Annotated in this window: 24 protein-coding genes and 1 pseudogene; 17 read left to right on the forward strand and 8 right to left on the reverse strand. The window is 43.7% G+C overall.

Going from position 1 to position 23,185, the window contains the following annotated elements; genetic code table 11:
• Positions 1-78: 78 nt before the first annotated feature.
• Together BLS59_RS21790 and BLS59_RS21795 are read right to left on the reverse strand one after the other, a co-directional pair.
• Complete coding sequence (locus BLS59_RS21790) at positions 79-345, reverse strand: hypothetical protein (RefSeq protein ID WP_091152557.1); 267 nt, start codon at positions 343-345, stop codon at positions 79-81.
• Positions 346-742: 397 nt separating this feature from the next.
• Positions 743-1,699, reverse strand: coding sequence for a helix-turn-helix domain-containing protein (locus BLS59_RS21795; RefSeq protein ID WP_091152559.1), 957 nt, complete (start codon positions 1,697-1,699; stop codon positions 743-745).
• 1,311 nt (positions 1,700-3,010) lie between these two features.
• On the opposite strand from BLS59_RS21795, the gene BLS59_RS21800 reads away from it, so the two are divergent.
• The 5 genes from BLS59_RS21800 to BLS59_RS21820 all read left to right on the forward strand — a co-directional run bounded on the left by BLS59_RS21800 (position 3,011) and on the right by BLS59_RS21820 (position 8,359).
• Positions 3,011-3,253 (forward strand): helix-turn-helix transcriptional regulator, encoded by a 243-nt coding sequence (locus BLS59_RS21800; protein ID WP_240315307.1) that lies wholly within the window; start codon positions 3,011-3,013, stop codon positions 3,251-3,253.
• Positions 3,243-3,569, forward strand: a complete 327-nt coding sequence (locus BLS59_RS21805; RefSeq protein WP_240315308.1) for a HipA N-terminal domain-containing protein — start codon at positions 3,243-3,245, stop codon at positions 3,567-3,569. The genes BLS59_RS21800 and BLS59_RS21805 overlap by 11 nt, the downstream gene beginning before the upstream one ends.
• Before the next feature lie 3 nt (positions 3,570-3,572).
• Positions 3,573-4,496, forward strand: a complete 924-nt coding sequence (locus tag BLS59_RS21810; protein WP_091152563.1) for a HipA domain-containing protein — start codon at positions 3,573-3,575, stop codon at positions 4,494-4,496.
• Positions 4,497-4,936: 440 nt separating this feature from the next.
• Positions 4,937-6,100: an ATP-binding protein gene (locus tag BLS59_RS21815; RefSeq protein ID WP_091152565.1), complete on the forward strand. Its 1,164-nt coding sequence runs from the start codon at positions 4,937-4,939 to the stop codon at positions 6,098-6,100.
• Positions 6,101-6,919: 819 nt separating this feature from the next.
• Positions 6,920-8,359, forward strand: a complete 1,440-nt coding sequence (locus tag BLS59_RS21820; protein ID WP_162842737.1) for a sensor histidine kinase — start codon at positions 6,920-6,922, stop codon at positions 8,357-8,359.
• Here the strand turns inward: BLS59_RS21820 and BLS59_RS32735 are convergent.
• On the reverse strand, positions 8,258-8,746 hold the full coding sequence (locus BLS59_RS32735) for a response regulator (RefSeq protein ID WP_091152569.1): 489 nt from the start codon (positions 8,744-8,746) through the stop codon (positions 8,258-8,260). The genes BLS59_RS21820 and BLS59_RS32735 overlap by 102 nt on opposite strands.
• A gap of 352 nt (positions 8,747-9,098) precedes the next feature.
• Between BLS59_RS32735 and BLS59_RS21830 the strand changes: the two genes are divergently transcribed.
• Complete coding sequence (locus tag BLS59_RS21830) at positions 9,099-11,102, forward strand: sensor histidine kinase (RefSeq protein ID WP_091152571.1); 2,004 nt, start codon at positions 9,099-9,101, stop codon at positions 11,100-11,102.
• Between the two features lie 80 nt (positions 11,103-11,182).
• On the opposite strand, the gene BLS59_RS21835 is transcribed toward BLS59_RS21830, so the two are convergent.
• Positions 11,183-11,551, reverse strand: a complete 369-nt coding sequence (locus tag BLS59_RS21835) for a response regulator (RefSeq protein ID WP_090463226.1) — start codon at positions 11,549-11,551, stop codon at positions 11,183-11,185.
• Positions 11,552-11,591: 40 nt separating this feature from the next.
• Complete coding sequence (locus BLS59_RS21840) at positions 11,592-13,562, reverse strand: sensor histidine kinase (protein ID WP_091152573.1); 1,971 nt, start codon at positions 13,560-13,562, stop codon at positions 11,592-11,594.
• A 290-nt stretch (positions 13,563-13,852) separates the two neighbouring features.
• On the opposite strand from BLS59_RS21840, the gene BLS59_RS21845 reads away from it, so the two are divergent.
• The 10 genes and pseudogenes from BLS59_RS21845 (at position 13,853) to BLS59_RS21870 (ending at position 18,783) form a co-directional block, all read left to right on the forward strand.
• Positions 13,853-14,293: an Hsp20/alpha crystallin family protein gene (locus BLS59_RS21845; RefSeq protein WP_090463220.1), complete on the forward strand. Its 441-nt coding sequence runs from the start codon at positions 13,853-13,855 to the stop codon at positions 14,291-14,293.
• Between the two features lie 235 nt (positions 14,294-14,528).
• The gene (locus BLS59_RS21850) at positions 14,529-14,822 is read left to right on the forward strand and encodes a hypothetical protein (RefSeq protein WP_091152574.1); all 294 of its coding nucleotides are present in this window, start codon (positions 14,529-14,531) and stop codon (positions 14,820-14,822) included.
• Positions 14,819-15,025, forward strand: coding sequence for a hypothetical protein (locus tag BLS59_RS31325; RefSeq protein WP_143014212.1), 207 nt, complete (start codon positions 14,819-14,821; stop codon positions 15,023-15,025). The genes BLS59_RS21850 and BLS59_RS31325 overlap by 4 nt, the downstream gene beginning before the upstream one ends.
• 644 nt (positions 15,026-15,669) lie before the next feature.
• On the forward strand, positions 15,670-16,524 hold the full coding sequence (locus BLS59_RS21855; protein WP_091152576.1) for an SDR family oxidoreductase: 855 nt from the start codon (positions 15,670-15,672) through the stop codon (positions 16,522-16,524).
• A 71-nt stretch (positions 16,525-16,595) separates the two neighbouring features.
• A pseudogene (locus BLS59_RS32315) lies at positions 16,596-16,757 on the forward strand (DUF6496 domain-containing protein); the annotation flags it as partial.
• 21 nt (positions 16,758-16,778) lie between these two features.
• Positions 16,779-16,940, forward strand: coding sequence for a hypothetical protein (locus BLS59_RS31760; RefSeq protein WP_162842738.1), 162 nt, complete (start codon positions 16,779-16,781; stop codon positions 16,938-16,940).
• A gap of 122 nt (positions 16,941-17,062) precedes the next feature.
• Positions 17,063-17,362 (forward strand): DUF3175 domain-containing protein, encoded by a 300-nt coding sequence (locus tag BLS59_RS21860; RefSeq protein WP_091152578.1) that lies wholly within the window; start codon positions 17,063-17,065, stop codon positions 17,360-17,362.
• Positions 17,363-17,411: 49 nt separating this feature from the next.
• Complete coding sequence (locus BLS59_RS32560) at positions 17,412-17,540, forward strand: hypothetical protein (protein WP_262492971.1); 129 nt, start codon at positions 17,412-17,414, stop codon at positions 17,538-17,540.
• Between the two features lie 153 nt (positions 17,541-17,693).
• Positions 17,694-18,161, forward strand: coding sequence for a DUF1810 domain-containing protein (locus BLS59_RS21865; RefSeq protein WP_240315310.1), 468 nt, complete (start codon positions 17,694-17,696; stop codon positions 18,159-18,161).
• 40 nt (positions 18,162-18,201) lie between these two features.
• A complete protein-coding gene (locus tag BLS59_RS21870) occupies positions 18,202-18,783 on the forward strand; it encodes a DUF4142 domain-containing protein (RefSeq protein ID WP_091152579.1) in 582 nt (193 codons plus the stop codon).
• A gap of 100 nt (positions 18,784-18,883) precedes the next feature.
• Here the strand turns inward: BLS59_RS21870 and BLS59_RS21875 are convergent, their stop codons facing one another.
• Genes BLS59_RS21875 through BLS59_RS21885 form a run of 3 tightly spaced genes read right to left on the reverse strand, consistent with a single transcriptional unit; the run spans position 18,884 to position 22,047 of the window.
• Positions 18,884-19,969: a glycoside hydrolase family 130 protein gene (locus tag BLS59_RS21875; RefSeq protein ID WP_091152582.1), complete on the reverse strand. Its 1,086-nt coding sequence runs from the start codon at positions 19,967-19,969 to the stop codon at positions 18,884-18,886.
• Positions 19,950-20,414 carry a hypothetical protein gene (locus tag BLS59_RS21880; RefSeq protein ID WP_090463167.1) on the reverse strand — a complete coding sequence of 155 codons (465 nt, stop codon included), beginning with the start codon at positions 20,412-20,414 and terminating at the stop codon, positions 19,950-19,952. Before BLS59_RS21880 ends, BLS59_RS21875 begins: the two co-directional genes overlap by 20 nt.
• Positions 20,404-22,047 carry an FAD-dependent oxidoreductase gene (locus BLS59_RS21885; RefSeq protein WP_091152583.1) on the reverse strand — a complete coding sequence of 548 codons (1,644 nt, stop codon included), beginning with the start codon at positions 22,045-22,047 and terminating at the stop codon, positions 20,404-20,406. The genes BLS59_RS21880 and BLS59_RS21885 overlap by 11 nt, the downstream gene beginning before the upstream one ends.
• Positions 22,048-22,320: 273 nt before the next feature.
• Between BLS59_RS21885 and BLS59_RS21890 the strand changes: the two genes are divergently transcribed.
• Positions 22,321-23,178, forward strand: a complete 858-nt coding sequence (locus tag BLS59_RS21890) for a COG1470 family protein (RefSeq protein WP_091152585.1) — start codon at positions 22,321-22,323, stop codon at positions 23,176-23,178.
• The last annotated feature ends 7 nt before the right edge of the window (positions 23,179-23,185 follow it).

The following is a 23,185-nucleotide window of genomic DNA, read 5'->3' on the forward strand; positions in this document are numbered from 1 at the left end:
CGAAAGTTTATATTTTTATATTGCGTTTTGCCTTTTAGGCAGACCTCACCGTAATTTTTTACACCCTTGATGTAATGGTTACCTGATCCCGAATAGCCCGGCACGGCTATTCGGGTTTTTCGTGAATAGGGCTTCTTTACGGTCGTGAACACTGGTGTGGGTAATTCTCTTTCGGACGTAAGCTTGATTAAAAAGAGGCCGGATGTTGATGGTATAAAACCACAGATATGCTGCCATGTACCTCTGGATAAAACGGATGCAAAGCGCTGCCATAGCGGCCAACATGACCTTTGAGTTATAATCCTCTGCCATGTCCCTGATTGTTGCTGCATCAAACGTTTTCATCCTCTACATTTTTTCTTGTTAATCAACTTAACACCAGCGGCGCAGCCTTGGCGTCACCTGTCCTGGGTTTGTGCGCTTTATCGCTGTACCCGCGTTCCATGCATCAGCATCCGGTGCCATCTTAACAGTACCGGCCGGATATCCCTCTGATAGTTTTTACTTTAGGGGCTGCTATCATGTTGCTGATACTTTACCGCCAGGAAATGGCGGCTCGGCTCCCGGTACTCTCCTTACGTATCTTTGCAACGGTATTGATCGTTGCGTTTAGTAAATCTCGGTATCTGTTTTCCCTTAAAGCATAAAAAAACAGAGATAATAAGGATGGGAAACCACTAAAAAGGGTAAGTTTTTTTATGCCTGTTTTTGAGAAAAGGAGAGAATGGGCATAAAACAAGCCTTAAAGACTATCAGATGGCGGGTATCCGAAAAATTTCTTGAACTGTATGCGAAAACTTTGCACATCCTTATATCCCACTAACATATATACTTCATTGGTGGATAGCTGGCCCGCTGCAAACAATTGTTTTGCCTTCTGTAAACGCAGATTGATCAGGAATGCATGTGGTGTGGTGCCAAATTCTTCTTTGAAGTTTTCGATCAGTGTTTTCTCCGTGATATGAAAAGTCCGGATCAGTGTTTGGTTGCTGAGTTCGGAGTCTGTATAGTTTTTTTCCAGAAAGTTTTTAATGCGGTAGGCCGGTTGTTCCAATTTGATCGAAACCATCTCGTCGTATTGGGCCAGTAACTGTTTGAAGAACCGGAGCAGCTTTGCTTCAATATCAGCTGCCTTATGATCATTCAGCTCGTATAACTGGAGCAATGTCCGGTAGATCGGTCCTGCTATCGGGCATCGGGGCATATGTCCATATAAAGAATTGCCATTATCGAGGTCAAAAACAAATGCCTTTAGTTGGGGATATTGGCCGATATCTTTTTTCAGCCACTCCATTCTTGGAGCGATGTAAAAGATACGGTGAATGCCCGGCTGTAGCTGGCCAATATACTCGCCTGGCTTGTTGAATGTGGCATAGCATGTGCCCTTGTCTGCTTCGGTAATGAGCGTACCATCGGGAGTGGAAAAACGAATGTACCCCTCCAGCATGAAAAAAAGAAACAGGGCTGATTCCTCCACCTGGTAACTCAGGGATAACTCCTTGTCCAGTTTAAATTCATACAATTCAATATAAAACAGGTAATGGCTATGATACTGGCGAAGTAATGTACCCCCTTCCAGTCGGATCAACTCGGCCTCGGTATAGTTTACCGGGTAACGACTGTACCCTGGCGGTTTTTGACGAATGGGGCTCCGGGAAATAACCGGAGAAGAAAAATATAAGATGATAGGGTTTTTCATAGGCTTGCTAAAAATCTGGCTGCCTCCTATCTGTATCAGGAGTCTGCCTTAGGTGTGTTTAACCATAAATAATTTAATATTCCAATAGCTTATTTAATTAAGCTGCTTAATCTCGGCGTTATTTATATTCAAAAGTGTGACATGCGTAAATATTTTTTTTCGGGTTGAATAAATGCATTTTTTTTATGCGAAAACAGTGGTAAAAGGGTGGTGACTTTTGGGGCGAAAAAGGGAGCAAACACCCTATAATTTGCCTGATTATCACTTCAACGCCAACAATTATTGCATAAATCGGCTCTTTTGGGGTTCTTCGCGATGAAAAAAAGTAAAAAATAGTTACTACCCTTTACCCCTGTAAAAAATTTCTTCTCTCTATGACAGCAGTTTCATCAGAAGCGAACCATTTATTCTGATATGTATCGGTAGAATCTTCCGGCGAAGTATCCTTTTAATTTTCTCCTATTTATCTGTTTCCTTATTTCAGATGATCGTGCACTTATCTTATCTACCCTTTTCTTTGCAATTTTTAGCTAAAGCGTTAACACCGTATTTTATCAGATTAAAGTTATGCTCCTCAAAATCTTTTATCAATCGATTACATTACAAAATGAGTTGATCTACATTACAAAAAAGGGCGTTCTACCTTAATAAATGGATTAATATACATCACAAATGAAGTTGCTTTACCTACCCTTTTTTCGCAATTTTTAGCTAAAACGTGAGTTTTATCCCATCTGGTTAAAGTTATAGTATGGATGTTCTTTTGTCACTAAACAAAGGTTCAGAACGTATTTAACAAAGGATAAAATCGACATTACCGATTGTTAATTGATCAATTAACAATTGGGTTGACTTATTACTTTTCTTATTCGCCGAATATTTTGCACTTTTTATCATCCCATTATTGGCTATCTGAATATTGTGTGTTGACAGAAACCCTGCTGAAAAATCGCTCTCCTAATACCCATAGTATTCAGGACACATTAATACAAAAACACTTTCCGTTTACACCATAAATTTCAACGATCCGTTCGGGATATGCTAAACGTTTATCGAATAATTTAAAACTTTAACTTATAGGATTTGTCACGGAAAAGTGTGTAGCGATGCTGATTCATCAGGCCCCGTTATTTGAAAATCTGAATGGTAAAAGAGTGTCCAATACTGGTACTCTCAGTACCAGTATTGGATTTTTTTTAAACTGACCGCTAATCCCGATAGGGTATAAAACAAGCATAATTTTACTATATAGTCCCGATAGGGTATAATTAGGATGTTAATAGAAGATACAATCCCGATAGGGTATAGTTAATGAACTTTATTTATATTTGTACCCGAAAGGGTATAAATATGTTGTCAGAGTATTTGAAGAAAAAAAGGAAATCACTAAATCTCACACAGGAAGACTTGGCATCTAAAGCGGGAGTCGGACTTAGGGTCGTTCGTGAGATGGAACAGGGAAAACCAACATTGCGGATGGATAAAGTGAATCAGGTGTTGATGTTATTTGGCGCAGAACTCGGAGTGGTATTAAAAGTAAAAAATGATGAGTAGGAAAGGTTTGGTGTATTTTCAGGACACGCTGGCTGGTGTACTAGCGGAAACTGATGATGGTTACGAATTTACTTACCAGGCGAATTACTTAGAGAATAAGAACGCAAAGCCGGTAAGCTTAACGCTGCCATTGTCAACCCAGAAATATGAAAGTAAAGTATTGTTTGCTTTTTTCGATGGCTTGATACCTGAAGGTTGGTTGCTGGATCTGGCAACAACACACTGGAAGGTCAAAAGCAATGACCGGTTTGAATTATTACTATTAACATGCAGGGATGCAATCGGAGCTGTAACGGTTATTCCCGAAATAGATTAAGCTATGGCAAATTGTTGGTTTTGTTATCAGGATGCAGGTATATCGTCTTATCATGAAAAATGTTCAAAGCGATTTTTCGGTACGGCTAAAGTACCTGAGCTGGAATTGAATAATAAACTTTTGAAAACGTTGGGCGAACAGACCATCAACGAAAGGATCGCTGTGACCGGAGTTCAGCCCAAGCTTTCTGTTACCCTGAAAAAGACGAAGGAGCACAACCGTCTGACTATAGTAGGACTTTGGGGAGAATACATACTTAAACCGCAGCATCCTGGTTTTCCGGAAATGCCGCAATCAGAAGATCTGACTATGCATTTGGCAAGCCTGTTTAAAATGCCAACTTGTGATCATACTTTAATGGAGGCGTCAGACGGCAGTTTGGTTTATCTGGGCAAGCGATTTGACCGGGTAAAAGGCCATAAAGTTCACATGGAAGATTTCTGCCAGCTTTCTGAATTTTTAACGGAAAATAAATACAAGGGCTCTTACGAAAAGATCGGGAAGCTTATCCTGAAATACTGTACTCAAACTGGTTTTGATGCGCTGACTTATTTTGAACTGGTGTTATTTTCTTTTTTGACAGGCAACAATGATATGCACCTGAAGAACTTTTCTGTGCTGTACGGGGACGAAGGAGTAAGCCTAAGCCCTGCCTATGACCTTTTAAATGTAAATCTTGTTAATCCACAGGACGATGAAGAATTGGCCCTGACAATAAACGGCAAAAAGAAGAGAATTGGATTATCTGATTTTGATGTGTTGGCAAGAAGTATGAATATACCTGAAACCGCCGTTCGGAATACCTATAACAAATTTTCCTCCGGTAATAAGGAGGTTGGTAAGATGATTGAAGCATCATTCCTGAGCCCCGAAAAAAAGGCACTATACCTGGAAATTTGGAATAAAAAGCAACGGTTGTTTAATTGACAAGCCACAATTATACATTGTGGATTTTCCTCCTGGTGAGAAAAAATAAAATCCTTATTCACCGCAGTCGCGAAGATAGCCCACGCCGGAATCAAAAGTCAAGGGTACACAAGCGGGCCGTTGTGTCCGCTTCCAGCGGTTGGCCCGCCCTTGACATTTGATCCGGCTAAGCGCTTTTGTTGCTTAAGCGTTGAATAAGGCTCGGTTGTTCAAAAGCTTTCCTATTTCTTGTAATTACATTAAAAAGTGCATTAAATTACACTTTTTAATGTAAAGCTTATACTTCGCAAAGAAGCCCAGCAAAAAGTGCAGTATATTGCTCTTTTATCACGTAGATTATCTACAGAAGTCCTTTTTTTCATGTATATTGCAAATTAAAGTTATGTAAATTGAAAGTTTTCGCCATGTAAATTGTAAATTTGTCTGTTATTTTATAAGAGATGAGCAAATTTATACCAAGACAGATAGCACCTATTATTAAGGCCCAACAAACAAAATTTCCTGTTTTAGTTGTTACTGGTCCCCGCCAATCAGGTAAGACAACTTTGTTAAAAGAGCTTTTTAGTGATTACCGTTATGTAACATTGGAAAATCCAAATACACGTTCATTTGCTTTAGAAGATCCTGTTGCTTTTTTGAATCAATATGATCAGAAAGTTATTCTGGATGAGGTCCAACGAGCGCCAGCTTTGTTCTCTTATATACAGAGCAGGGTTGATGAATCAAAAATAATGGGACAATATATCCTATCTGGCTCACAAAACTTCCATTTATTAAACAGCATTACCCAAACCCTTGCAGGCAGAGTAGCCTTATTCAAATTACTCCCTTTGGATTTTACTGAATTAAAGCCTGGTGGCTTACTAGCAGATTCCTATACCCGAACCTGCGTTAAGGGTTTCTATCCGGCTATTTTCGACAGGGATATTGACCCTGTTATTTTTTATGCAAATTACATTCAAACCTATATAGAAAAAGATGTAACAGAATTAATGAATATCAGGGACTTGAAACTTTTTCGGACATTCTTAGGTTTGTGCGCAGGGCGTGCGGGGCAATTATTAAATTTCAGCGCCTTAGCTAATGAGTGCGATATTTCACATACAACCGCTAAAGCTTGGTTATCTATACTCGAAAGCAGTTATATTATATTCCTTTTGCAGCCTTATCATCAAAACTTCAATAAGCGCCTGGTCAAAAGCCCCAAGTTGTATTTTTACGATACCGGCTTGTTAAATCATTTGTTAGGAATAAGAACTGCTGAGGAATTGGAAGAGAACAGATTGAAAGGGCACATATTTGAGAATATGATACTGGCTGAATATCAAAAAAAGAACCATCACTTATATCTGCATCAGGATTATTATTTCTGGCAGGATAGTAATGCGCATGAGGTTGATCTGCTGATGACAAAAGGGCAAGGCTTTTCCATTTTTGAGATCAAGGCAACTCAAACCATTACCACCGGTTTATTCAAAGAAATGGATCGTTTTGAAGAAATTGCAGCTCCGGCCGAAGTAAATAAAACACTGATCTATGGCGGTTCTGAAAATGAAAAAAGAACAAAATATAATGTGCTAAGCTGGAAAAATGTTTCAGAATAACCGTGTACTTTAATTAAGATTTACGGTCAATCCCCCCAAAATGGTTATACTTTTTACCATGATTTCAGAGAAAAATTGCCCGAAAAACCGAATGCCCTTGCGCCCTGTTATTTTTCAAAATATTTTTCCCTCAAATCTCATTATTCACATTCCAAATTTCGGGGACTTAACCTGAATATACTAAAGCATAAGGAGTAATTTACAACTACGGGTTATAGGGTTTGTTACTGCGATCTGTGTTGAAATCTTGATTTTGGCTGGCATTAAAAGAGAATCCGAATGGCGAGGATGCAAAGCAAAGTGTCCGGCCTCTGCTTTAATTCCCATATTCACCACGGCCGCGAATATAGCCCGCCACCGGGTAAAATGTAAAAGCTATACAAAGCGGGCCTTGTGCTTGTTCTCCAACGGTGGCCTTGAGACTTGTATGGACCGAAGTTCACTGAATCATGGATCGCCAATGCCCAGTATCTTTATAAGAAAGGTTTAATAAGGCGTTGTAGTTTGAGCGGGCAAATTTGGGGGTGATGATCTCAAACGTGCACTGGTCTGCCGGAAAGGGGTAATGCTAGGTGCAAGTAAATCAGGGCTTACCGAAACCCTTCATAAAATTGAAAAGATTTATGTAGAGCGAAATGTCTGGGTCAGCTGGATCGAAGATGAAATCCTAACCGTTCATGGTTTAATCCACAAATTAATCTTCTTATCAAGTTATGAGCTTCTTACCAGGAGGTAAAAAAATAAGAAAGGTTGCTTCGGATGGTATCAAACACTTTAGGTCCTAAACGTGTTTATTACAAGTTGATAAATCGTTTGTCTATGCAACAGAAAACTGATCCCCAGGATTTCGAGAAAAGATTTCGGGAATGCGACGATAAATTTAATACCATATTTAAACGTACCAGTGCAGCCAGCAAGATAATTGGGCGAGATCTGACCATTTTAAAGGTCAATGACGCACTGGCAGAATTAATGGGATACAGCGCAAGTGAAATTGAAGGAACCAAGATCCTGGAACATGCCTGTGAAGACTATCGCAAGCATTGGCATGAGTTACAAATGGAATTATGGTCAAATGAGGTTCCTTTTTTTAAACTCCAGGCCTGTCTTTATAAAAAAGACAAATCCCTTGTATGGGTAAACGTTACAACTATCCTTTTTGAGGATCAGGGCGAAACCTATGGATTCACCGTTCTCGATGACATTACCGCGCTGAAAGATTTCGAAGAAAGTCAAAAACGGTTGAACATGGCTTTGAAGTATTCAAAAATGGCAGTTTGGCAAATGTCATTAAAAAACAATGCGGTTCACCGTTCCGAAGGGCATGATGAACTATTTGGCTATGACAGTTTGCAGCCACAATGGACAATTGAAAGTTATCTGCCACTGATATTGGAAGAAGACCGCCCTAAGTTTTTGTCGGCAATCCGATCACTGCCCGACCATAAATCGATGGATCTTCAATTACGGCTTATAACAAAGGATGGATCGCTTAAATGGGTGAATTTTCAGGGCAAAATAGAAGATGATCCTTCCGGTAATGCCGACAAAGTATTGGGAACAATAGCAGATATCACAAGGGATAAACTGGCCGAGCGGCACAAAGACGATTTTATAAGTATCGCCAGTCATGAGCTCAAGACGCCGATTACCAGCTTGAAAACCTCCCTTCAACTTCTCGCCAGGATGCAGGAGGACTTACCAGATAGGCTAAAAGCATTAGTAGTCCAGTCCAATCGAAGTGTGGATAAAATTGTTGTCCTGGTTAATGATCTGTTAAATGCCAGTAAGACATACCAGGATCAGCTTAACTTGAAAAAGACGACATTTAATCTGTACAAGGTTATCGAAGAATCAAGTGGACATTTGCGCCTCGAAGGTTCCCATGATGTAGACATTAGCGGCCCTTCAGACCTGATGGTTACTGCTGATGCCGAACGCATTGAAAGGGTCATTATTAATTTCCTGAGCAATGCCATTAAATATGCTCCAAACGCCAGGAAAGTTAATATCAACATCGAAAAGACCGGGGCGGAAGCAAAAGTATCGGTTACAGACTATGGGCCGGGGATACCGGAAGCTAAGCTTTCTCTTCTGTTTAATCGCCATTATCAGGCGGGTAAATTGGATACTCAATATACCGGGCTTGGGCTTGGACTATTTATCAGTTCTGAGATCATTAAGAAACATGGGGGAGCAATCGGGGTGGATAGCAAAGTAGGTTCCGGAAGTACCTTCTGGTTTACCATCCCACTTTAGGTGTGCCTTACGTCGCTTTATTCTTTTTCTGACTTGTTTATATTTGTGAACTATAAGATATAAAAGGTCCAGGTCAAAAGGCTTCCTGATATAGGCGTCGAACCCGGCTTTATCGAAGTGCTCATGAATATTGCTGTTGCAACTCATCGCAATCACCGGAAGGTAAGGGAATCTGGATTTTATCGCCCGGCACATATCAATGCAGTTATCTCCGGAAAGTCTGTAGTCCAGCATTACGAGATGCGGCCGTGCCTGATCGATTAAATCAATATAGTCACTTTTGCAATTTTCAATGGGACAAATAATAAAATTTTCCAGTTCCAGTGCAACTGTTAAGGCACGCATCACGTCTGCGTCCGTTTCCTGAATAACTATGGTTTCATGCATCAAGAAGGCAAATTAGATGTAGTTTCGAATGGAAATAATTAAAGTTAAGAACTATTATCAGTAATTGCCAATTACTTTCTTGGTTACCCGTAATTTGGATCTCTGGTTATAGAAAGCTATCACAGCAAGGTAAGCGGCTTCTGTAGCAGCCAGACGTATTGACGTTCAGATCAGCCGCCGATTCCTTCGTACCTGGTACAGGAACGTCTCAGTTCCCGATGGTTCACCTTAAAGATCAGTTTTTAATTGTTTAAACAAATGTTGCAATAGTTCGTTAACTCATTGCCCCTGGCAGTCCGGGGTACGAATTTCGCTTTTTTACAGTACGGTAAATGCTTTCACTCGGTTCAATATGGAAAACAAGTACGAATTATACTTTGAAGGCGGCGGCGAAATGGGCGCTTTGATCCGTTCTTACGATTGGGCATCCGGTGACCTGGGACATCCCAATACCTGGTCACTAAACCTGCTGAACACCATCAGCATTATGCTGAACTCCAGGTTCCCAATGTTCTTATGGTGGGGACCGCAATTGATTCAGTTCTATAACGACGCCTACAGGCCCAGCCTGGGAAATAGTAGTAAACATCCGAGAGCATTAGGCCAACGCGGTGCCGATTGCTGGAAAGAAACATGGCCTACGATCAAGCCATTGATCGACCAGATACTCATAGGAGACGGAAGTACCTGGAATGAAGATCAGCTTATACCTATTTATCGAAATGGCCGGTTGGAAGATGCTTACTGGACATTTAGCTACAGCCGGGTGCTGGACGCATGCGGCAAAACCGGCGGGGTCCTGGTGATCTGCACAGAAACAACCAAGAAAGTAAATGCCTTTAATGAACTGTTACAGGCTAAATCGGAGCTGGAATTTGCAATAGCGGCTGCCGAATTGGGTACCTGGGACCTTAATCCTGCCACCAACCATTTTACCTGTAATGAACGACTGAAATCCTGGTTTGGGCTACCTGCAAATTCGGAGTTACCCCTATCGCGCGCAACAGAGGTGATAGCAGAAACGGACAGGCAAAGGGTAACCGATGCTATTAGTGGCGCGATGGCCTTTGAGTCAGGTGGACGATATGACATCGAATACACTATTCTTAATCCCGAACTGCAGGAACCACGGCTGGTTAAAGCAAAAGGTCAGGCGCTGTTTAACGAACAGCAGGAGGTAAAACGGTTCAGTGGTACACTTCAGGACGTCACTGGTGAGCGTAATGCTATGCAAGAGCTCAAAGACACTAACAGAAAACTTGAAATGGCACTTGAGCAATCCAGGCTGTCCAAGACAGCAGCGCAACTGGGGACCTTCGACCTGGATCTTGTTAATGGTACGATGGAATGGGATGAGCGCTGCCGCATGCTGTTTGGGATTACCCACCAGGATAGCGTATCCTATAGTCACGACTTTCTAACCGGACTGCATCCAGAAGACAGGGACAGGGTCAGCAAGGTGATTGAAAATCTTTATAACAAATCGGTTAGCAAAGGGGATTACGATATCGAGTATCGCACTATCGGTGCAGCGGATGGCAAATTGCGCTGGATAAGGGCCATTGGAAAAGTATTTTTCAACACCGAAGATGTTGCTGTACGGTTTATCGGCTCTGTGCTCGACATTACAGATAGAAAACTGGAAGAACTACGCAAGGATGACTTTATCAGTATCGTCAGCCATGAGCTGAAAACACCGCTGACGACCCTTAGTGCAATGATTCAACTGCTCAAGCTCAAACTTGAAAGTGATACTGAAGCGCTCATACCCGGAGGAATAGATAAAGCATACAGGCAGATCAAAAAAATGAACGTATTGATCAATAGTTTCCTTGATGTTGCACGTTTCCAATCCGGTAAGATGGATATGAATCGCAATCATTTTTACATCAGTGAACTGGTAAAAGAGATGGTAGACCAGGTAGTCTTCACCGCCAACGGCACACATTCGATAGACATTTCCCTTTGCGAAGATATCCTGGTATATGCCGACAGAGAAAAGATTGGCTCTGTCCTGCTCAACATACTCAGTAATGCAACCAAATTTTCTACCCAAGGCAGCAGCATTGAAATCAGATGCTATAAGGAAGGCGACGAGGTAAAGATATCTGTACGGGATGAAGGTTATGGAATTTCGCCTGCGGACCAGGAGCGTCTTTTTGAAAAATTTTACCGCGTCCGTAATAAATTCACCACCAACACATCAGGTTTTGGTATTGGCCTGTACTTGTGCCGGCAGGTGATGGATGACCATAACGGCCGGATACAGGTAGAAAGCATTGAGGGTAAAGGATCAACGTTTTTGCTGGCGCTGCCAAAGGCGACTATCCCCACTATAAGCTATGGGGCGAATTGATCAAAAGCCGATGCAGTAAGCAAGAATCCTCGACACAACAATTTATATTATATTTCAGCATTTGCATCCATGTTCCCGGATCACGAAGCCATCATATATTCATCAACTTTCGCCTTGAAAAGATTGATGTCAAAAGGCTTGCTGATAAATCCGTCGCTATGGGCATTTTCCTGCATTTCCCGCTTGCTCCGGTGTGCTGACATCAGCAGAACCGGAATATGGGTGGTTGCTGCATCCTCCTTCAGTTGCCGGCAGATTTCGACGCCGTCGCCGTCCGGCAGCATAATATCGAGTACAATTAAAGCCGGTAATTCCAGGGAAAGGCCTTTTTTAAGCGTGTTAACATCTGGAAACAGTTGTACCTGGTATAGGTCATCTTTTAGGATATAATCAATGAGTAACCTAATGTCCTCATCGTCTTCAACAACAAACACTTTTTTCGTGGACATAAAATTTCAGTTATACTTAATATACGTGTATAAGGCTGTTTTAGTTTGTAAAAGCTGGTAGAGAAAATGTAAATGTCGCTCCATGGCCCGGGGTGCTTTCTACCCAGATTCTCCCGCCGTGCCGGTCAATAATGTCCTTGGATATATAAAGCCCCAGGCCGAGCCCCGAGGTCTTTCGCTCCTGTTCTTTAACACGGTAAAACTGGCTAAAAATGTGCTGCTGGTTTTCAGGCAAAATACCGGGGCCCTGGTCCTTCACAGAGATGCGAATCTCATTCCCGGTCCTGATAGCAATCATGCTTACCTCCCTGGCGTCCGGCGCATACTTCACGGCATTACCCAGTAAATTGGTGAGCACCTGTTCCAGCCGCATCTTATCGCCCGAGACCAAAAGCTCTCCATCTGCCGCCATTTTCAAATTATAGTGGGGATGGGTCTGCTCAAACGTATCGGTTATTTCGTCCAAAAGATCCGAAAGATCAAAAGGTTCAAAATTCAACTGTAGTTTACCGGCCTGGATTTTAGATATATCAAACAGGTCATTGACTAACTCGTTGAGTTTGGCCAATTGCTTCAGTGCCTTTTCTGCAAAACTTTTGGCACTACCATCCGGAACCATTCTTTCTAATATCTGCAAAAAACCGCTCATCGAAGTCAGTGGCGTCTTAAGCTCATGGGAGGCCAAGGCGATAAATTCATCTTTTTTATTACTCAAATCCTTTACTTCCTCAAAGAGCCTGGAATTATCTATGGCAACGGCAGCCTGTGAGGCTACGGTAACAACCAGGTCTTCATGCTCTTCTTTAAAAACGCCAGCTTGTTTGTGGCCAAAAAAAAGCCCGCCGATAACTACGCCCGAATGAGTAATAACGGGAACCGCCAGGTAGCTGACAACCGGCAAATGGCCTTTGGGCATACCAAAATATGGCGAATTTTTTCCATAACGCGGATCTTTTGTAATGTCATCAACCCGGACAACGTCTTCGCCGCTAAAGGTCGGATGGAAAACAGCCGTGTTGCGGGGCATGGGAAAGTTTTCAAAAGCAGCCCGTGGTGCCCCGGAAATGGTATAAAGCCAATAGGATTCACCGCCTTGGTCTATCCGGTTATAGAAGAAAGCGCCGAAATCCGCGCCGGTAAGCCTGGTCGTAGCATCGGTTACTCTTTGCAAAATGTGTTGCAGATCAAGGTCCTCGTTAATGCTTTTACTGATCGAATTAAGGATTTCCATACGCTCCATGCTTTTAGCGACGGACCGCTCTGCTTCTTTCTGCGCTGTAATGTTCCGGGCTATTTTGGAAGCCCCGATGATTTCGCCGGCTTTGTTGAGGATGGGAGACACCGACAGTGATATGTGCAACTGTTGTCCCCCTTTGGTCCTGCGGATAGTCTGGAAATGATCTACCTTTTTTCCGGCACGAATGTTTCCGATAATTATATCTTCTTCATTCAGACGCTCCGGCGGTATTAGTAATGAAATATGTTGACCAATAGCTTCCTGCTCCGTATAGCCAAACATTTTTTCTGCGCCGATATTCCAGCTGGTGATGATGCCCTGTAGGCTTTTACCGACAATGGCATCGTCCGAACTGGCGACAATGGCAGCCAGCCTGGCCTGCTTTTCTTCGGCAGCATTTTCTTCGATGATACTGCGGGCAATCTGTGACGATCCTGTAACTTGTCCCTCCTGGTCCCGGATAGGCGAAATGGTTATAGACACGGGGATTTCAACGCCTTCCCTGGTTCTGCGAATCGTTTTAAAATGTCCGATCCGTCTCCCCTCCATAATATCACGCATGATGTCCATTTTTTCCTGCTGCCTGTCCTCAGGGATCAGCAGGTAAACAGATTCATCGATTATTTCCTCATGGCTATAGCCGAATAGCTGTTCAGCTGCCGGATTCCAATGGGTGATCCGCATATCAAGGTCATGGCAAAATATCGCGTCGTCAATGCCTTCAAATATAGATTGCAGGGTTGATAATTCTTGTGGATGCTGGAGTCTGGCCATTATTATTCGGTGCGGCCAGAAAACGGCAATGTCTGTTCAGTGGCTCTTTTGTTTGATTTAATCTAATAATAACCTTAAAAACACAGAAAGGTTTTAAGCCCTTAAAAGAGGCCAGGCCGATGAAAATCTGGCAGCGAATCTGTAAATTTTTCAGATGCCCGCTGCAAAAATTTCAGGTTTAATTCCATTTCCGGCTTTGGCATTTCGCTTGTAGTATTGCTGTCGAACAATCGTTCTTTAAGTTTAATAGATAATGGTTTGATCCTTTAAAACAATTAAAAGAAAAAATTATGACATTGGTTAAATTTAATCCCGACAAAAGAAACAGTTCACTATTACCAGGTTTTAGTGACGTTTTCGATTCTATTTTTAATGACACTTTTTTCAATGACCGTATGGTAACCCGCGTACCTGCTGTCAATATCAGCGAAACGGAAAACAACTATCATGTGGAACTGGCTGCGCCGGGTCTGAAGAAAGAAGATTTCAAACTGAACCTGGAACGTAACGTGCTGAACATTGCTGTTGAGCAAACCGCCAGTCAGGAAGACAATCAGAAAAATTACAGCAAGCGCGAATATAGCTACAACGCTTTCGTGCGTTCCTTTACGCTGCCGGAAAGCGCGGATGATAGCCAGATCAACGCGAGCTATACCGATGGTATCCTCCGCATCGATATTGCCAAACGTGAAGAAGCGAAAAGTGTACGCAGGCAGATCGAGATAAAATAATCGATTCCATCATATATCCGGAAAGGCTGCCGTCATGGCGGCCTTTTTCAGGATGTACCAAGAAGTCAGTTTAATTATAGTGGGACTTTAAATTTAAAGTTATTCGGTTAACCGCCTTTGCTGACGCCCAAACAGGCGGCAGGATGGCTGCTTTTAACAGGACAGCATCTGATATGCGCCGGCGTTAAAAAATACTGGTACTCCTCTTGCAATGGCTCTTTCATTTATAACTGCTATGAAAACACAATTCTATATTTTATTAAGCCTGAAGACGCCGCGCGGCTTTGTCGACTACGGACAGTACTTCTTCGGTGACGACCGCGGTACCGCCTATGAGTTATTCGGGCAGTTAAAAGGTCACCAAAATTTAAAAGATTCTTGCCTTTTACATATTGACCTGATGGAAACCGTCGATGAACTACCGGTAAAGGTCAAAACCATCTGCTGTACGCTGGAGGAATTGGCTTACAATTGTAAATTGATCGCAAGAGAGGTTTTTCGCTTAAAGAACCTGGAGGAAATGGAATGATGGATAAGTTATTTTTACTTAGAACACTGATCATCTCCATGATGATCTGCCTGTTGATCTTTGACGTGCTGCGGATAATGAGCCATTCGGCTGATGCCTTTCCCGAGCATAAAAAGCTATTACTGACCGGGATTTTATTATGGATCGTTTCCGTAATTACTAACCAGGGCAGTAATGACGACGATTGGGCAGGAGAGATTTAGGCAAGTCTGGCCGGATAAAACGCGCAAAATACGGAAAGGCTAATATTTGTATAGCGATGCAACCTTCAGAAGACAGCCGCTAACATGTTACTACGTCCATTTCTCTCTCAAAGCGTGTGGTACCTTGAATGCTTCTATTTCTGTGAATGAGTCACATTTTCCAGTAATTTATTTAAATTTCTCCAATGTGATAACACCAGTTACCGCATTGGGTTTTAAACAATCAGCCTTCTTGATATTCTTTAAAGCTGAAAATGAAATTCAGAGATCAGCTCGTCAGCCTCTAACTTCATTAAACACCTCTGTTCTAAATTAATGACACATATAGTTGATTTTAGTACAATTATTAAATTAAAAAGGAATAATTTTAAGTATAGATAGCTAAAATATAAAATATTTTTATCCATATATCCACTACTGGAATAATATTGGAGGTGATTTATTCAGATTATTTTGCCGCTCCCGCCCGCTTTCAGCCGCCGCCAATTTTACTCATTTATCAAGGAATGAATCTGTATGATGCAAGCAGTAATTTTTCACAAATCAGGCAGCATTGCCAATAAAGAGAGTTTATGCAAATAGTTGATCAGCCATTCCGGGCTAAAATTGAAAAAGTAATTTGAAGGAAAAAACATTTGACCAATATGGAAACGAAAACAAAAAAGCCACAAAAACAGGATCGCCAGCCGGGTATTGAAGCGGAGATGGATCCGAAACCGGAATATATTAAGGATAGTTACAAAGCCGCCGGCAAACTCCAGGGCAAGATAGCCCTGATCACAGGTGGTGACAGCGGCATCGGCCGGGCTGTCAGCATTCATTTCGCCGAAGAAGGTGCGGACATAGCCATCGTTTACCTCGATGAAGATAATGACGCCGAAACCACCAAAAATTTGGTGGAAGCCGCAGGCAAAAATTGCCTGCTTATCAAAGGAGATATAAAGGATGCCGCCTTTTGCAAAAACGCGGTCGAAAGGACCGTTAAGAAATATGGAAAGCTGAACATCCTTGTCAATAATGCAGGAATGCAATTTCCACAAAAAGATGTCAAGGCGATTGACCCCGAACAGTTGGATATCACTTTTCGGACCAATATATTTGCTTATTTCTACTTCGCTGAGGCAGCAGTGGTGCATATGCATGAAGGTGATAGCATTATCAATACCACTTCGGTAACCGCTTATCGTTCGTCTCCTTCGCTGATCGATTACTCTTCGACTAAAGGAGCTATTACAACCTTTACGCGCTCACTCGCAACAAATCTCGTTGAAAAAAAGATCCGTGTAAATGCTGTTGCTCCCGGGCCGGTATGGACACCCCTGATCGTATCCACGTTCGATGAGGAAAAGATCAAAAGTTTTGGGAGTGAAACAGCCATGAAACGGGCTGGACAGCCTTCGGAGCTTGGACCTGCCTATGTTTTTCTGGCTTCGGATGATGCTTCTTTTATAACGGGCCAGGTCATCCACGTAAACGGTGGTGAAGTAGTCAACGGATAAGGTTATATAATCAACGGAATCGTTTATACTATGAATAACAATTAAATCAAAAAAATGCAAAGTATTCAGAAAATGTACAGGACAAGGTCCACAAAGCCTTGCATGAGGAAAAAGAAGGAACGCTAAAAAGTGGCAAAAGCGGTAAAAAAGTAACGTCCAGAAAACAAGCTGTGGCAATCGGATTGTCGGAAGCCCGCAAGGAAGGCGCTAAGGTTCCAAAAAAGAAATCGTAACAAAATACATCCTACACTACCATGAACGAAGAATATAAAATCACCCGGCGGCAAGCGGTCGCCGGGTTAGGTGCCACTTTAGTTGTCGCGGCAGTAACACCTGTCTTCGCAGCAGGCGGTAAAACAAAAAGTATAATGGAGGCAAAAGCATTAGAGACCTGGCCTGGTTTGCCAAACTATTAAGCCGCTAGCCATATCTGTACCAATCTACTGGAAAGAGGATAAAAAAGCGAAAGGAGAAAGCGACAAGCAAGAAGGTTAGTATCAACTGATACTAAAATCATTTACTGATAAACTATACTTCTATGACTACGAAAACAAAAAAAACAGTAAACAAATGGTCTGCAGATGTTACAGAGCACAGCGATGCGATGGATTTGGAGAAAGATATTTTTAAATCCGGAGATCCGGATAAAATCGCTGCATCGGTAAAACATTCCGCTGAGACAAGCAAACGGCGAAAATCTTCGCCTTATCAAAGCGCGATGTCCATGCTAACCTTTTATGAGAACCGGGCCGGAAAGAACTTAAACGCAGATGAAAAAGACACGCTGGAAGAAGCAAAGGATAAGTTGAGGGAGTTATTCGGTAAGGACGATAAGTGATAAGCAGTGGTCGGTTCTGCTGCATCCGGTATTTTTGAAAGGACAGCGTGTGATCACCCCTTCAGGTGAAGGCGAGGTCGTTGACGCTATTGGCGATAAGATCGTCGTCAAGCTGGATACCGGATCAACAGAAACTTATCCCTCGGACGACATACAGGATAATAGCAGCGCAGGCTGAACCATAAAAACATAACCATGGAAAAAATCATTGCGCCGGTGGCCATCCTCATGATGGCTGCCTTATTTACAAGCTGTACCGCCATTGCAGGTATTTTCAAAGCCGGCGCGGTGGTGGCATTATAGCAGTCGTGATCGTGATCGCCATTATCATATGGATCATCTCGCTGTTCAAAAGGAAAAGCAACTAAGTAAAAAAATGAAAGAGCACTTACAACGTTTTAAAACTGCGCAGGACCGTGATTATGATACCGCGCTGGCGGAAATCAAAGACGGCCGCAAGCAAGGCCACTGGATGTGGTATATCTTCCCGCAGATCGCAGGTTTGGGCATGACCGAAATGTCACGCTTTTATGCCATAAAAGATATCAAGGAGGCGGGAGACCTGCTGATGGACCCGGAACTCGGGCTGCGGCTGACGACTATCTGTAAAGCGCTGCTGGAATTGGAAACAAATGACCCGCATGCTGTTTTCGGTAGCCCCGACGACCTCAAGCTTAAGTCGTCAATGACCCTATTTGATGCTGTGCCCGCGACCTTCCCGGTTTTTAGCCGTGTACTGGACAAGTTCTATCATGGCGAACGCGATGAAAGGACGCTGGAAATACTTGGTATAAAATAGCTTGACGATAAAAGAGATACAAATCAAAAAAACACCCACCATGAAAAAGCTCATGTACATCAGCCTGATCGCAGGTGTCGCCTGTATGGTACAGGCCTGCAGCGGCAACAAGGACAGCAAAGCCAGCGCAGACAGCGCGAATACAGCAAAAGCTGATACGGCTAAAAAGGATTCATCCGCATCAGCAGTCGACAAGGACGATGCGAAATTTGCCGTGGCGGCAGCTAATGGCGGTATGGCAGAAGTCGAGCTCGGCACGCTCGCCCAGCAAAAAGCTGCCAACCAAAAAGTTAAAGATTTCGGTGGCATGATGGTCAGTGACCATAGCAAAGCCAACGAGGAAATGAAGGCCCTTGCAAAATCCAAAGGGATCATCTTGCCAGCAACGATAGATAGTGACGAACAAAAGGTGAAAGACAATCTTTCTTCAAAATCAGGCGCGGACTTTGATAAAGCCTATGTTGATAATATGATCGAAGATCACAAAAACGACATCAAAGAATTTGAGGATGCCACTAAAAACCTAAAGGACCCGGATTTGAAAGCATTCGCGGTGAAGACATTACCAACCTTAAAAATGCACCTCGACGCGATCCAAAAGATTCATGACAGCATGAAATAAAGCATAAGCTTATGAAGCGGCCGCCTTTGCCAGGGCGGCCTTTTTTATTTTCCTGCGATAGTTCGATGGTTTGCAGCGTTGCTGAAGAACTTTCGATATGCTAATAAGAAACCAATTGTTCCAGTATTGCACTGATGGAAAAATGCGCGCCGCACACGAACTCATCTGCCGCGCCATAGTACATCGTCAAGCGGTCACCATCAATCAGGTGCCCGTTGGTAAAAACTACGTGCCCAAAAAAGCCGCTTAATTCATATGGTTCCGTAGGTACCATAATGGGTTCAACGGTACGTGAAATGATCTTCGAAGGATTATCCAAATCCATCAGGAAAGCGCCCAGGCAATACTGGTGCTCCGTATTTGCACCGTGATAAATCGCCAGCCAACCCCGCCCGGTACGGATGGGTGCCGCCCCGGCACCGACGCGTGCACTGTCCCAAAGGCCAGGCCTGGTCTTGATCAGGCATTGATGGTTCCCCCATTGTCTGCCGTCGGAAGATTCGGCCAGCCAGATATAATTGCCGCCGATCTCTTTGCTGCTCGGCCGGTGCAGGCAATAATACTTACCGTTGATGGTTTCTTCAAAGATGGCGCAGTCTTTATTATGCGGCGGCAGGATCATGCCAGCATTTTCAAAGTGTTGCCAATCTTTGGTGGTTTGCAAACCTACGCCAACACCACTATCAGATGCGGCGGTATAGGTCAGATAATAAGTATCACCTATCTGGCTCACCCGGCAATCTTCAATGCCGAATCGTTCCAGGTAGCCCTGTCCAAATATGTGAGCATAGTCTCCTGGCTCGGTGAAATGCACACCATCATCACTGGATAATAAGCGTAAATGTGAGATTGTGGTCAGGTAATCCAGGCCTTTATAACTGATTACCCGGGCATCGATGGCGATCAGGTCGGGATCGTTTAATGGTACTTCGATGATCTCGGTATTCCCAGTCGCGTTCAGGGCGGGGAAAAATAGTACGCCTTCCTTTTGCACAGCACCTTCCGCTACCCTGACCAGAAGCCATATTTTCCCCCCGTAACGGAATACGCCCGGATTCAGCAGACTAATGATTTGTAAACCACCGGCGCTGGGCGCAAGGTCTTTAGGTAATAACAAAGGATTTTCCGGGAAACGTTGGGCCAGATCCGTCCTGCTTTTTTCCGACTCATTGATGATCCGTAACATGATTTGTTCTTTTTAAGATTTGATAACCGATCCCGGCGAAGACTGCAAAGACCAGATGAGCCGGAACGAGTTGCAGGTAATATTTATTAAAACTTAACGAAGGTGGCAGCGGGTGCATTTTAAATGTGGCTTTCCAGACCACGACCGCCAGCAAGCCACTTAAGCCACCCAGCCAAAGGTTCGTTTTCAGATCAGGTTTTAATTTTCCGCGCCGCCAAAGCTCCACATAGACTAGTGCAAAAAGCAGGCCTACCCCATAGTGACCGAGCCAGCCTAAAGCCTGGCTCTGCTGCTTGTCCAGTTTCGGAATGAGACGGCCAGCCAGTTGTCCGAGGCGCTCCGGTTCGCTGAAGTTTTCGCCATCGGCCAGCGAAATGAGGTAGCTGAACAGGGTCATGAAAGTTGTACCGGTAATTCCGCCGGCTAATATTTCCTTAGTTTTCATCGCTGCTGATCTTGAGTAGGTTTTTGGTTGCCGGTCCTGTCAATACATTTCCGTCAATATCATAACGTGCACCGTGGCAGGGGCAGTCCCAGCTTTTTTCTTCACCGTTCCAGTTCACGATACAGCCCGCGTGCGTACAAACCGGACTGAGCGCGTGGACGGCTCCTTTTTCATCCCGGTATGCCGCTATCTTCTCACCGTCTACTTCCAGCACCTTGCCGGTTCCTCGCTGAAGCCGTTTTAATGAATCCGTTTCGTGGATATGAAACCTGTCTGCTACAAAGTGGTAAGCTACATCCGCATTTTCTTTAACAAATTCGCTGAAGCTATCCACTGGTTTGATCCGTGAAGGACTGAACAAGTCCTGATATCTATTGGGCCGTCTCCTGACCAGGTCGCTGAGTATTTTGCCGGCGATACTGCCCAGCATCATCCCGTTACCGTTATAGCCGGTTGCGCAGTAAATACCATCCGCCGCCAGCGGCATCTGTCCGATATAAGGAAGGCCGTCCACAGGTACATAATATTGTGATGACCAGCGGTATTTAACCGACGACACGTTATAATATTTCCGGATGTATTTTTCCAGATCGGCAAAGGCTTTTTCCGGGTCGGCATGACCCGTTTTATGATCATTACCACCGGCGATCAAGAGTTTTTCCCCGTCAATTACCTGTGTCCGGAAATAATGATAAGGTTCCTGCATATCGTAAACCAGGGCATCCGGATAAGTATCCGTTTTTAATTTCAGGCCCAGTACATAACTGCGGTAAGGGGCGCACTCGAAATTGAACAGGTTGATATTGGGCGGCATATGCGTGGCGTAAATCACCGTTTTAGCCCTGATAACATTTGTGAGCGAATGCGCGGTATGTATGCCATTATCCGTTTCAATACCGGTTATCAACGTATTTCCCAAAATCACGCCGCCTGCTTCCAGGTAAGCTTTTTGTAAACCCCGCAGATATTTTAAAGGATGAAACTGTGCCTGCCCATCGAAAGCCAGGGCATTTAAATATTCTACCGGTGTCGGCACTTCTTCTGTATAGTTTACAGGCACGCCTACTTTTAAGGCACCATTGTAGATCTCGTCGAGTTGTTTGGCCTCGTCCCCGGTTTCTGCATACAGGTAGCCAGGATTGATTTCGTAATCGCAATCAATCTGGTAAGTATCAATGTTGGATTTAATGGTCGTGAAACCTTCGTTGATCGCATTCGCGAAAAGTTGCGCTCCTTCTTCGCCGAAAGCGTTCGCTGCTTCCGCATAAGTAGTATCCGCGAAGGTATTGATGTGGGCGCTGGTCCCGCCGGTAGTTCCAAATCCCGGGTTATGCGCTTCGGCGATCACTACTTTTTTTCCTGCTTTCTGAAGAAACAGTGCCGTTGTGATACCGGTAATGCCAGCACCTACGATCAGCGCATCATAAACGGCGGTGGTATCAAATACTTTTTTTCCTGCTTTCTGAAGAAACAGTGCCGTTGTGATACCGGTAATGCCAGCACCTACGATCAGCGCATCATAAACGGCGGTGGTATCAAATAAAGCTTTCGAAATTATAGTCGCTGCGCCATACTGCCAGGGAGCCCGCTGTGCTCCGTCACGCGCCAATACGGTATTCGTTGTCTTTCCCATAATTCTATTACAAAAATCAACATCACTCTGTTTGGCAATAGTTTACCTATTTATCAAACAAATCCGCTCATACACCCGATCTTTTATAACCCGGCAACAATGGATGTCAGGCCTTACTCGTCCAGGCAAATAGCTAATTGTTAAAAAATGTTAAAGCTGTTTGAAAATTTGAGGCGACTTTTTTTCTTTGGACCGTCTATTTTTAAATATTGAACCAATTATCGAAAAAAGCATTTTTTGAAAGCTATCATTAACCGTTTTAGTTGTTAGATCATGTTATCCCAAATCACTATCCCCCGTTTCAGCGCAGCGCGCAGCTTTGCATTTCTCTTATTATTTCTGACATCCGCCTTCGCATCACAAGCGCAACAGCAGCCGGTCACCTGGCCGGCCGGCAAATCAGGCTTTATCGCCAAACTGATCAATATCGAGGCTGCGACCAGCGAAACCTTCCGTTATAGTACAACGCTGCATAACGGTTCGGCGAGTGCTCGCATCTACGAATTTAAAACTGACCTTCCGTTTGGCTGGACAATTGCCTACAAGGTGGACGGCAGCCAGGTTACTTCCATCAACATGGACGCAGGCAAAACACAGGACATCGCCATCGAGATCAATGCCACGGCTACCGCCTCCCCGAAAAAATACAAGGTTCCGATCAAAGCCGTATCCGGTTCGGACACCCTATCGCTGAACCTGGAAGCCGTAGTTAAAGGCTCGTACAGCCTGGCACTAAGCACACCTACCGGAAGATTAAGCGACGAAGTAACCTCGGGCAGCCAAAAAGAGTTGCAGCTGACCGTCAAAAACACCGGCACGCTGCCGTTGAACGACCTCCAGGTTACCGCACAGTTGCCTACCGGCTGGGAATCTACTTTTGAACCCGCCAGTATCAAACAACTGGAAGCCGGGAAAACCATCGATGTTAAAGCGACTGTAAAAGTGCCGGACAAAACCATAGCCGGTGATTATGCTGCCAACTTTACGGCCACGAACAGCAATACCAACTCACAGGTCGCTTTCCGTCTGGCGGTCAAAACATCCCTGCTTTCCGGCTGGATCGGCGTTTTGGTCATCCTGCTGGCCGTCGGCATCGTTTATTACCTCATTCGTAAATATGGCAGAAGATAAAACAGCC

It is taken from the genome of Mucilaginibacter pineti, assembly GCF_900101875.1.
GTDB classification, from domain to species: Bacteria; Bacteroidota; Bacteroidia; order Sphingobacteriales; family Sphingobacteriaceae; genus Mucilaginibacter; species Mucilaginibacter pineti.

Bases quoted from the DNA above. Each gene is read 5' to 3' on its own strand.
- BLS59_RS21790 (WP_091152557.1), bottom strand. From the start codon at position 345: ATGAAAACGTTTGATGCAGCAACAATCAGGGACATGGCAGAGGATTAT.
- BLS59_RS21795 (WP_091152559.1), bottom strand. From the start codon at position 1,699: ATGAAAAACCCTATCATCTTATATTTTTCTTCTCCGGTTATTTCCCGG.
- BLS59_RS21800 (WP_240315307.1), top strand. From the start codon at position 3,011: ATGAACTTTATTTATATTTGTACCCGAAAGGGTATAAATATGTTGTCA.
- BLS59_RS21805 (WP_240315308.1), top strand. From the start codon at position 3,243: ATGATGAGTAGGAAAGGTTTGGTGTATTTTCAGGACACGCTGGCTGGT.
- BLS59_RS21810 (WP_091152563.1), top strand. From the start codon at position 3,573: ATGGCAAATTGTTGGTTTTGTTATCAGGATGCAGGTATATCGTCTTAT.
- BLS59_RS21815 (WP_091152565.1), top strand. From the start codon at position 4,937: ATGAGCAAATTTATACCAAGACAGATAGCACCTATTATTAAGGCCCAA.
- BLS59_RS21820 (WP_162842737.1), top strand. From the start codon at position 6,920: ATGCAACAGAAAACTGATCCCCAGGATTTCGAGAAAAGATTTCGGGAA.
- BLS59_RS32735 (WP_091152569.1), bottom strand. From the start codon at position 8,746: ATGCATGAAACCATAGTTATTCAGGAAACGGACGCAGACGTGATGCGT.
- BLS59_RS21830 (WP_091152571.1), top strand. From the start codon at position 9,099: ATGGAAAACAAGTACGAATTATACTTTGAAGGCGGCGGCGAAATGGGC.
- BLS59_RS21835 (WP_090463226.1), bottom strand. From the start codon at position 11,551: ATGTCCACGAAAAAAGTGTTTGTTGTTGAAGACGATGAGGACATTAGG.
- BLS59_RS21840 (WP_091152573.1), bottom strand. From the start codon at position 13,562: ATGGCCAGACTCCAGCATCCACAAGAATTATCAACCCTGCAATCTATA.
- BLS59_RS21845 (WP_090463220.1), top strand. From the start codon at position 13,853: ATGACATTGGTTAAATTTAATCCCGACAAAAGAAACAGTTCACTATTA.
- BLS59_RS21850 (WP_091152574.1), top strand. From the start codon at position 14,529: ATGAAAACACAATTCTATATTTTATTAAGCCTGAAGACGCCGCGCGGC.
- BLS59_RS31325 (WP_143014212.1), top strand. From the start codon at position 14,819: ATGATGGATAAGTTATTTTTACTTAGAACACTGATCATCTCCATGATG.
- BLS59_RS21855 (WP_091152576.1), top strand. From the start codon at position 15,670: ATGGAAACGAAAACAAAAAAGCCACAAAAACAGGATCGCCAGCCGGGT.
- BLS59_RS31760 (WP_162842738.1), top strand. From the start codon at position 16,779: ATGAACGAAGAATATAAAATCACCCGGCGGCAAGCGGTCGCCGGGTTA.
- BLS59_RS21860 (WP_091152578.1), top strand. From the start codon at position 17,063: ATGACTACGAAAACAAAAAAAACAGTAAACAAATGGTCTGCAGATGTT.
- BLS59_RS21865 (WP_240315310.1), top strand. From the start codon at position 17,694: ATGGATCATCTCGCTGTTCAAAAGGAAAAGCAACTAAGTAAAAAAATG.
- BLS59_RS21870 (WP_091152579.1), top strand. From the start codon at position 18,202: ATGAAAAAGCTCATGTACATCAGCCTGATCGCAGGTGTCGCCTGTATG.
- BLS59_RS21875 (WP_091152582.1), bottom strand. From the start codon at position 19,969: ATGTTACGGATCATCAATGAGTCGGAAAAAAGCAGGACGGATCTGGCC.
- BLS59_RS21880 (WP_090463167.1), bottom strand. From the start codon at position 20,414: ATGAAAACTAAGGAAATATTAGCCGGCGGAATTACCGGTACAACTTTC.
- BLS59_RS21885 (WP_091152583.1), bottom strand. From the start codon at position 22,047: ATGGGAAAGACAACGAATACCGTATTGGCGCGTGACGGAGCACAGCGG.
- BLS59_RS21890 (WP_091152585.1), top strand. From the start codon at position 22,321: ATGTTATCCCAAATCACTATCCCCCGTTTCAGCGCAGCGCGCAGCTTT.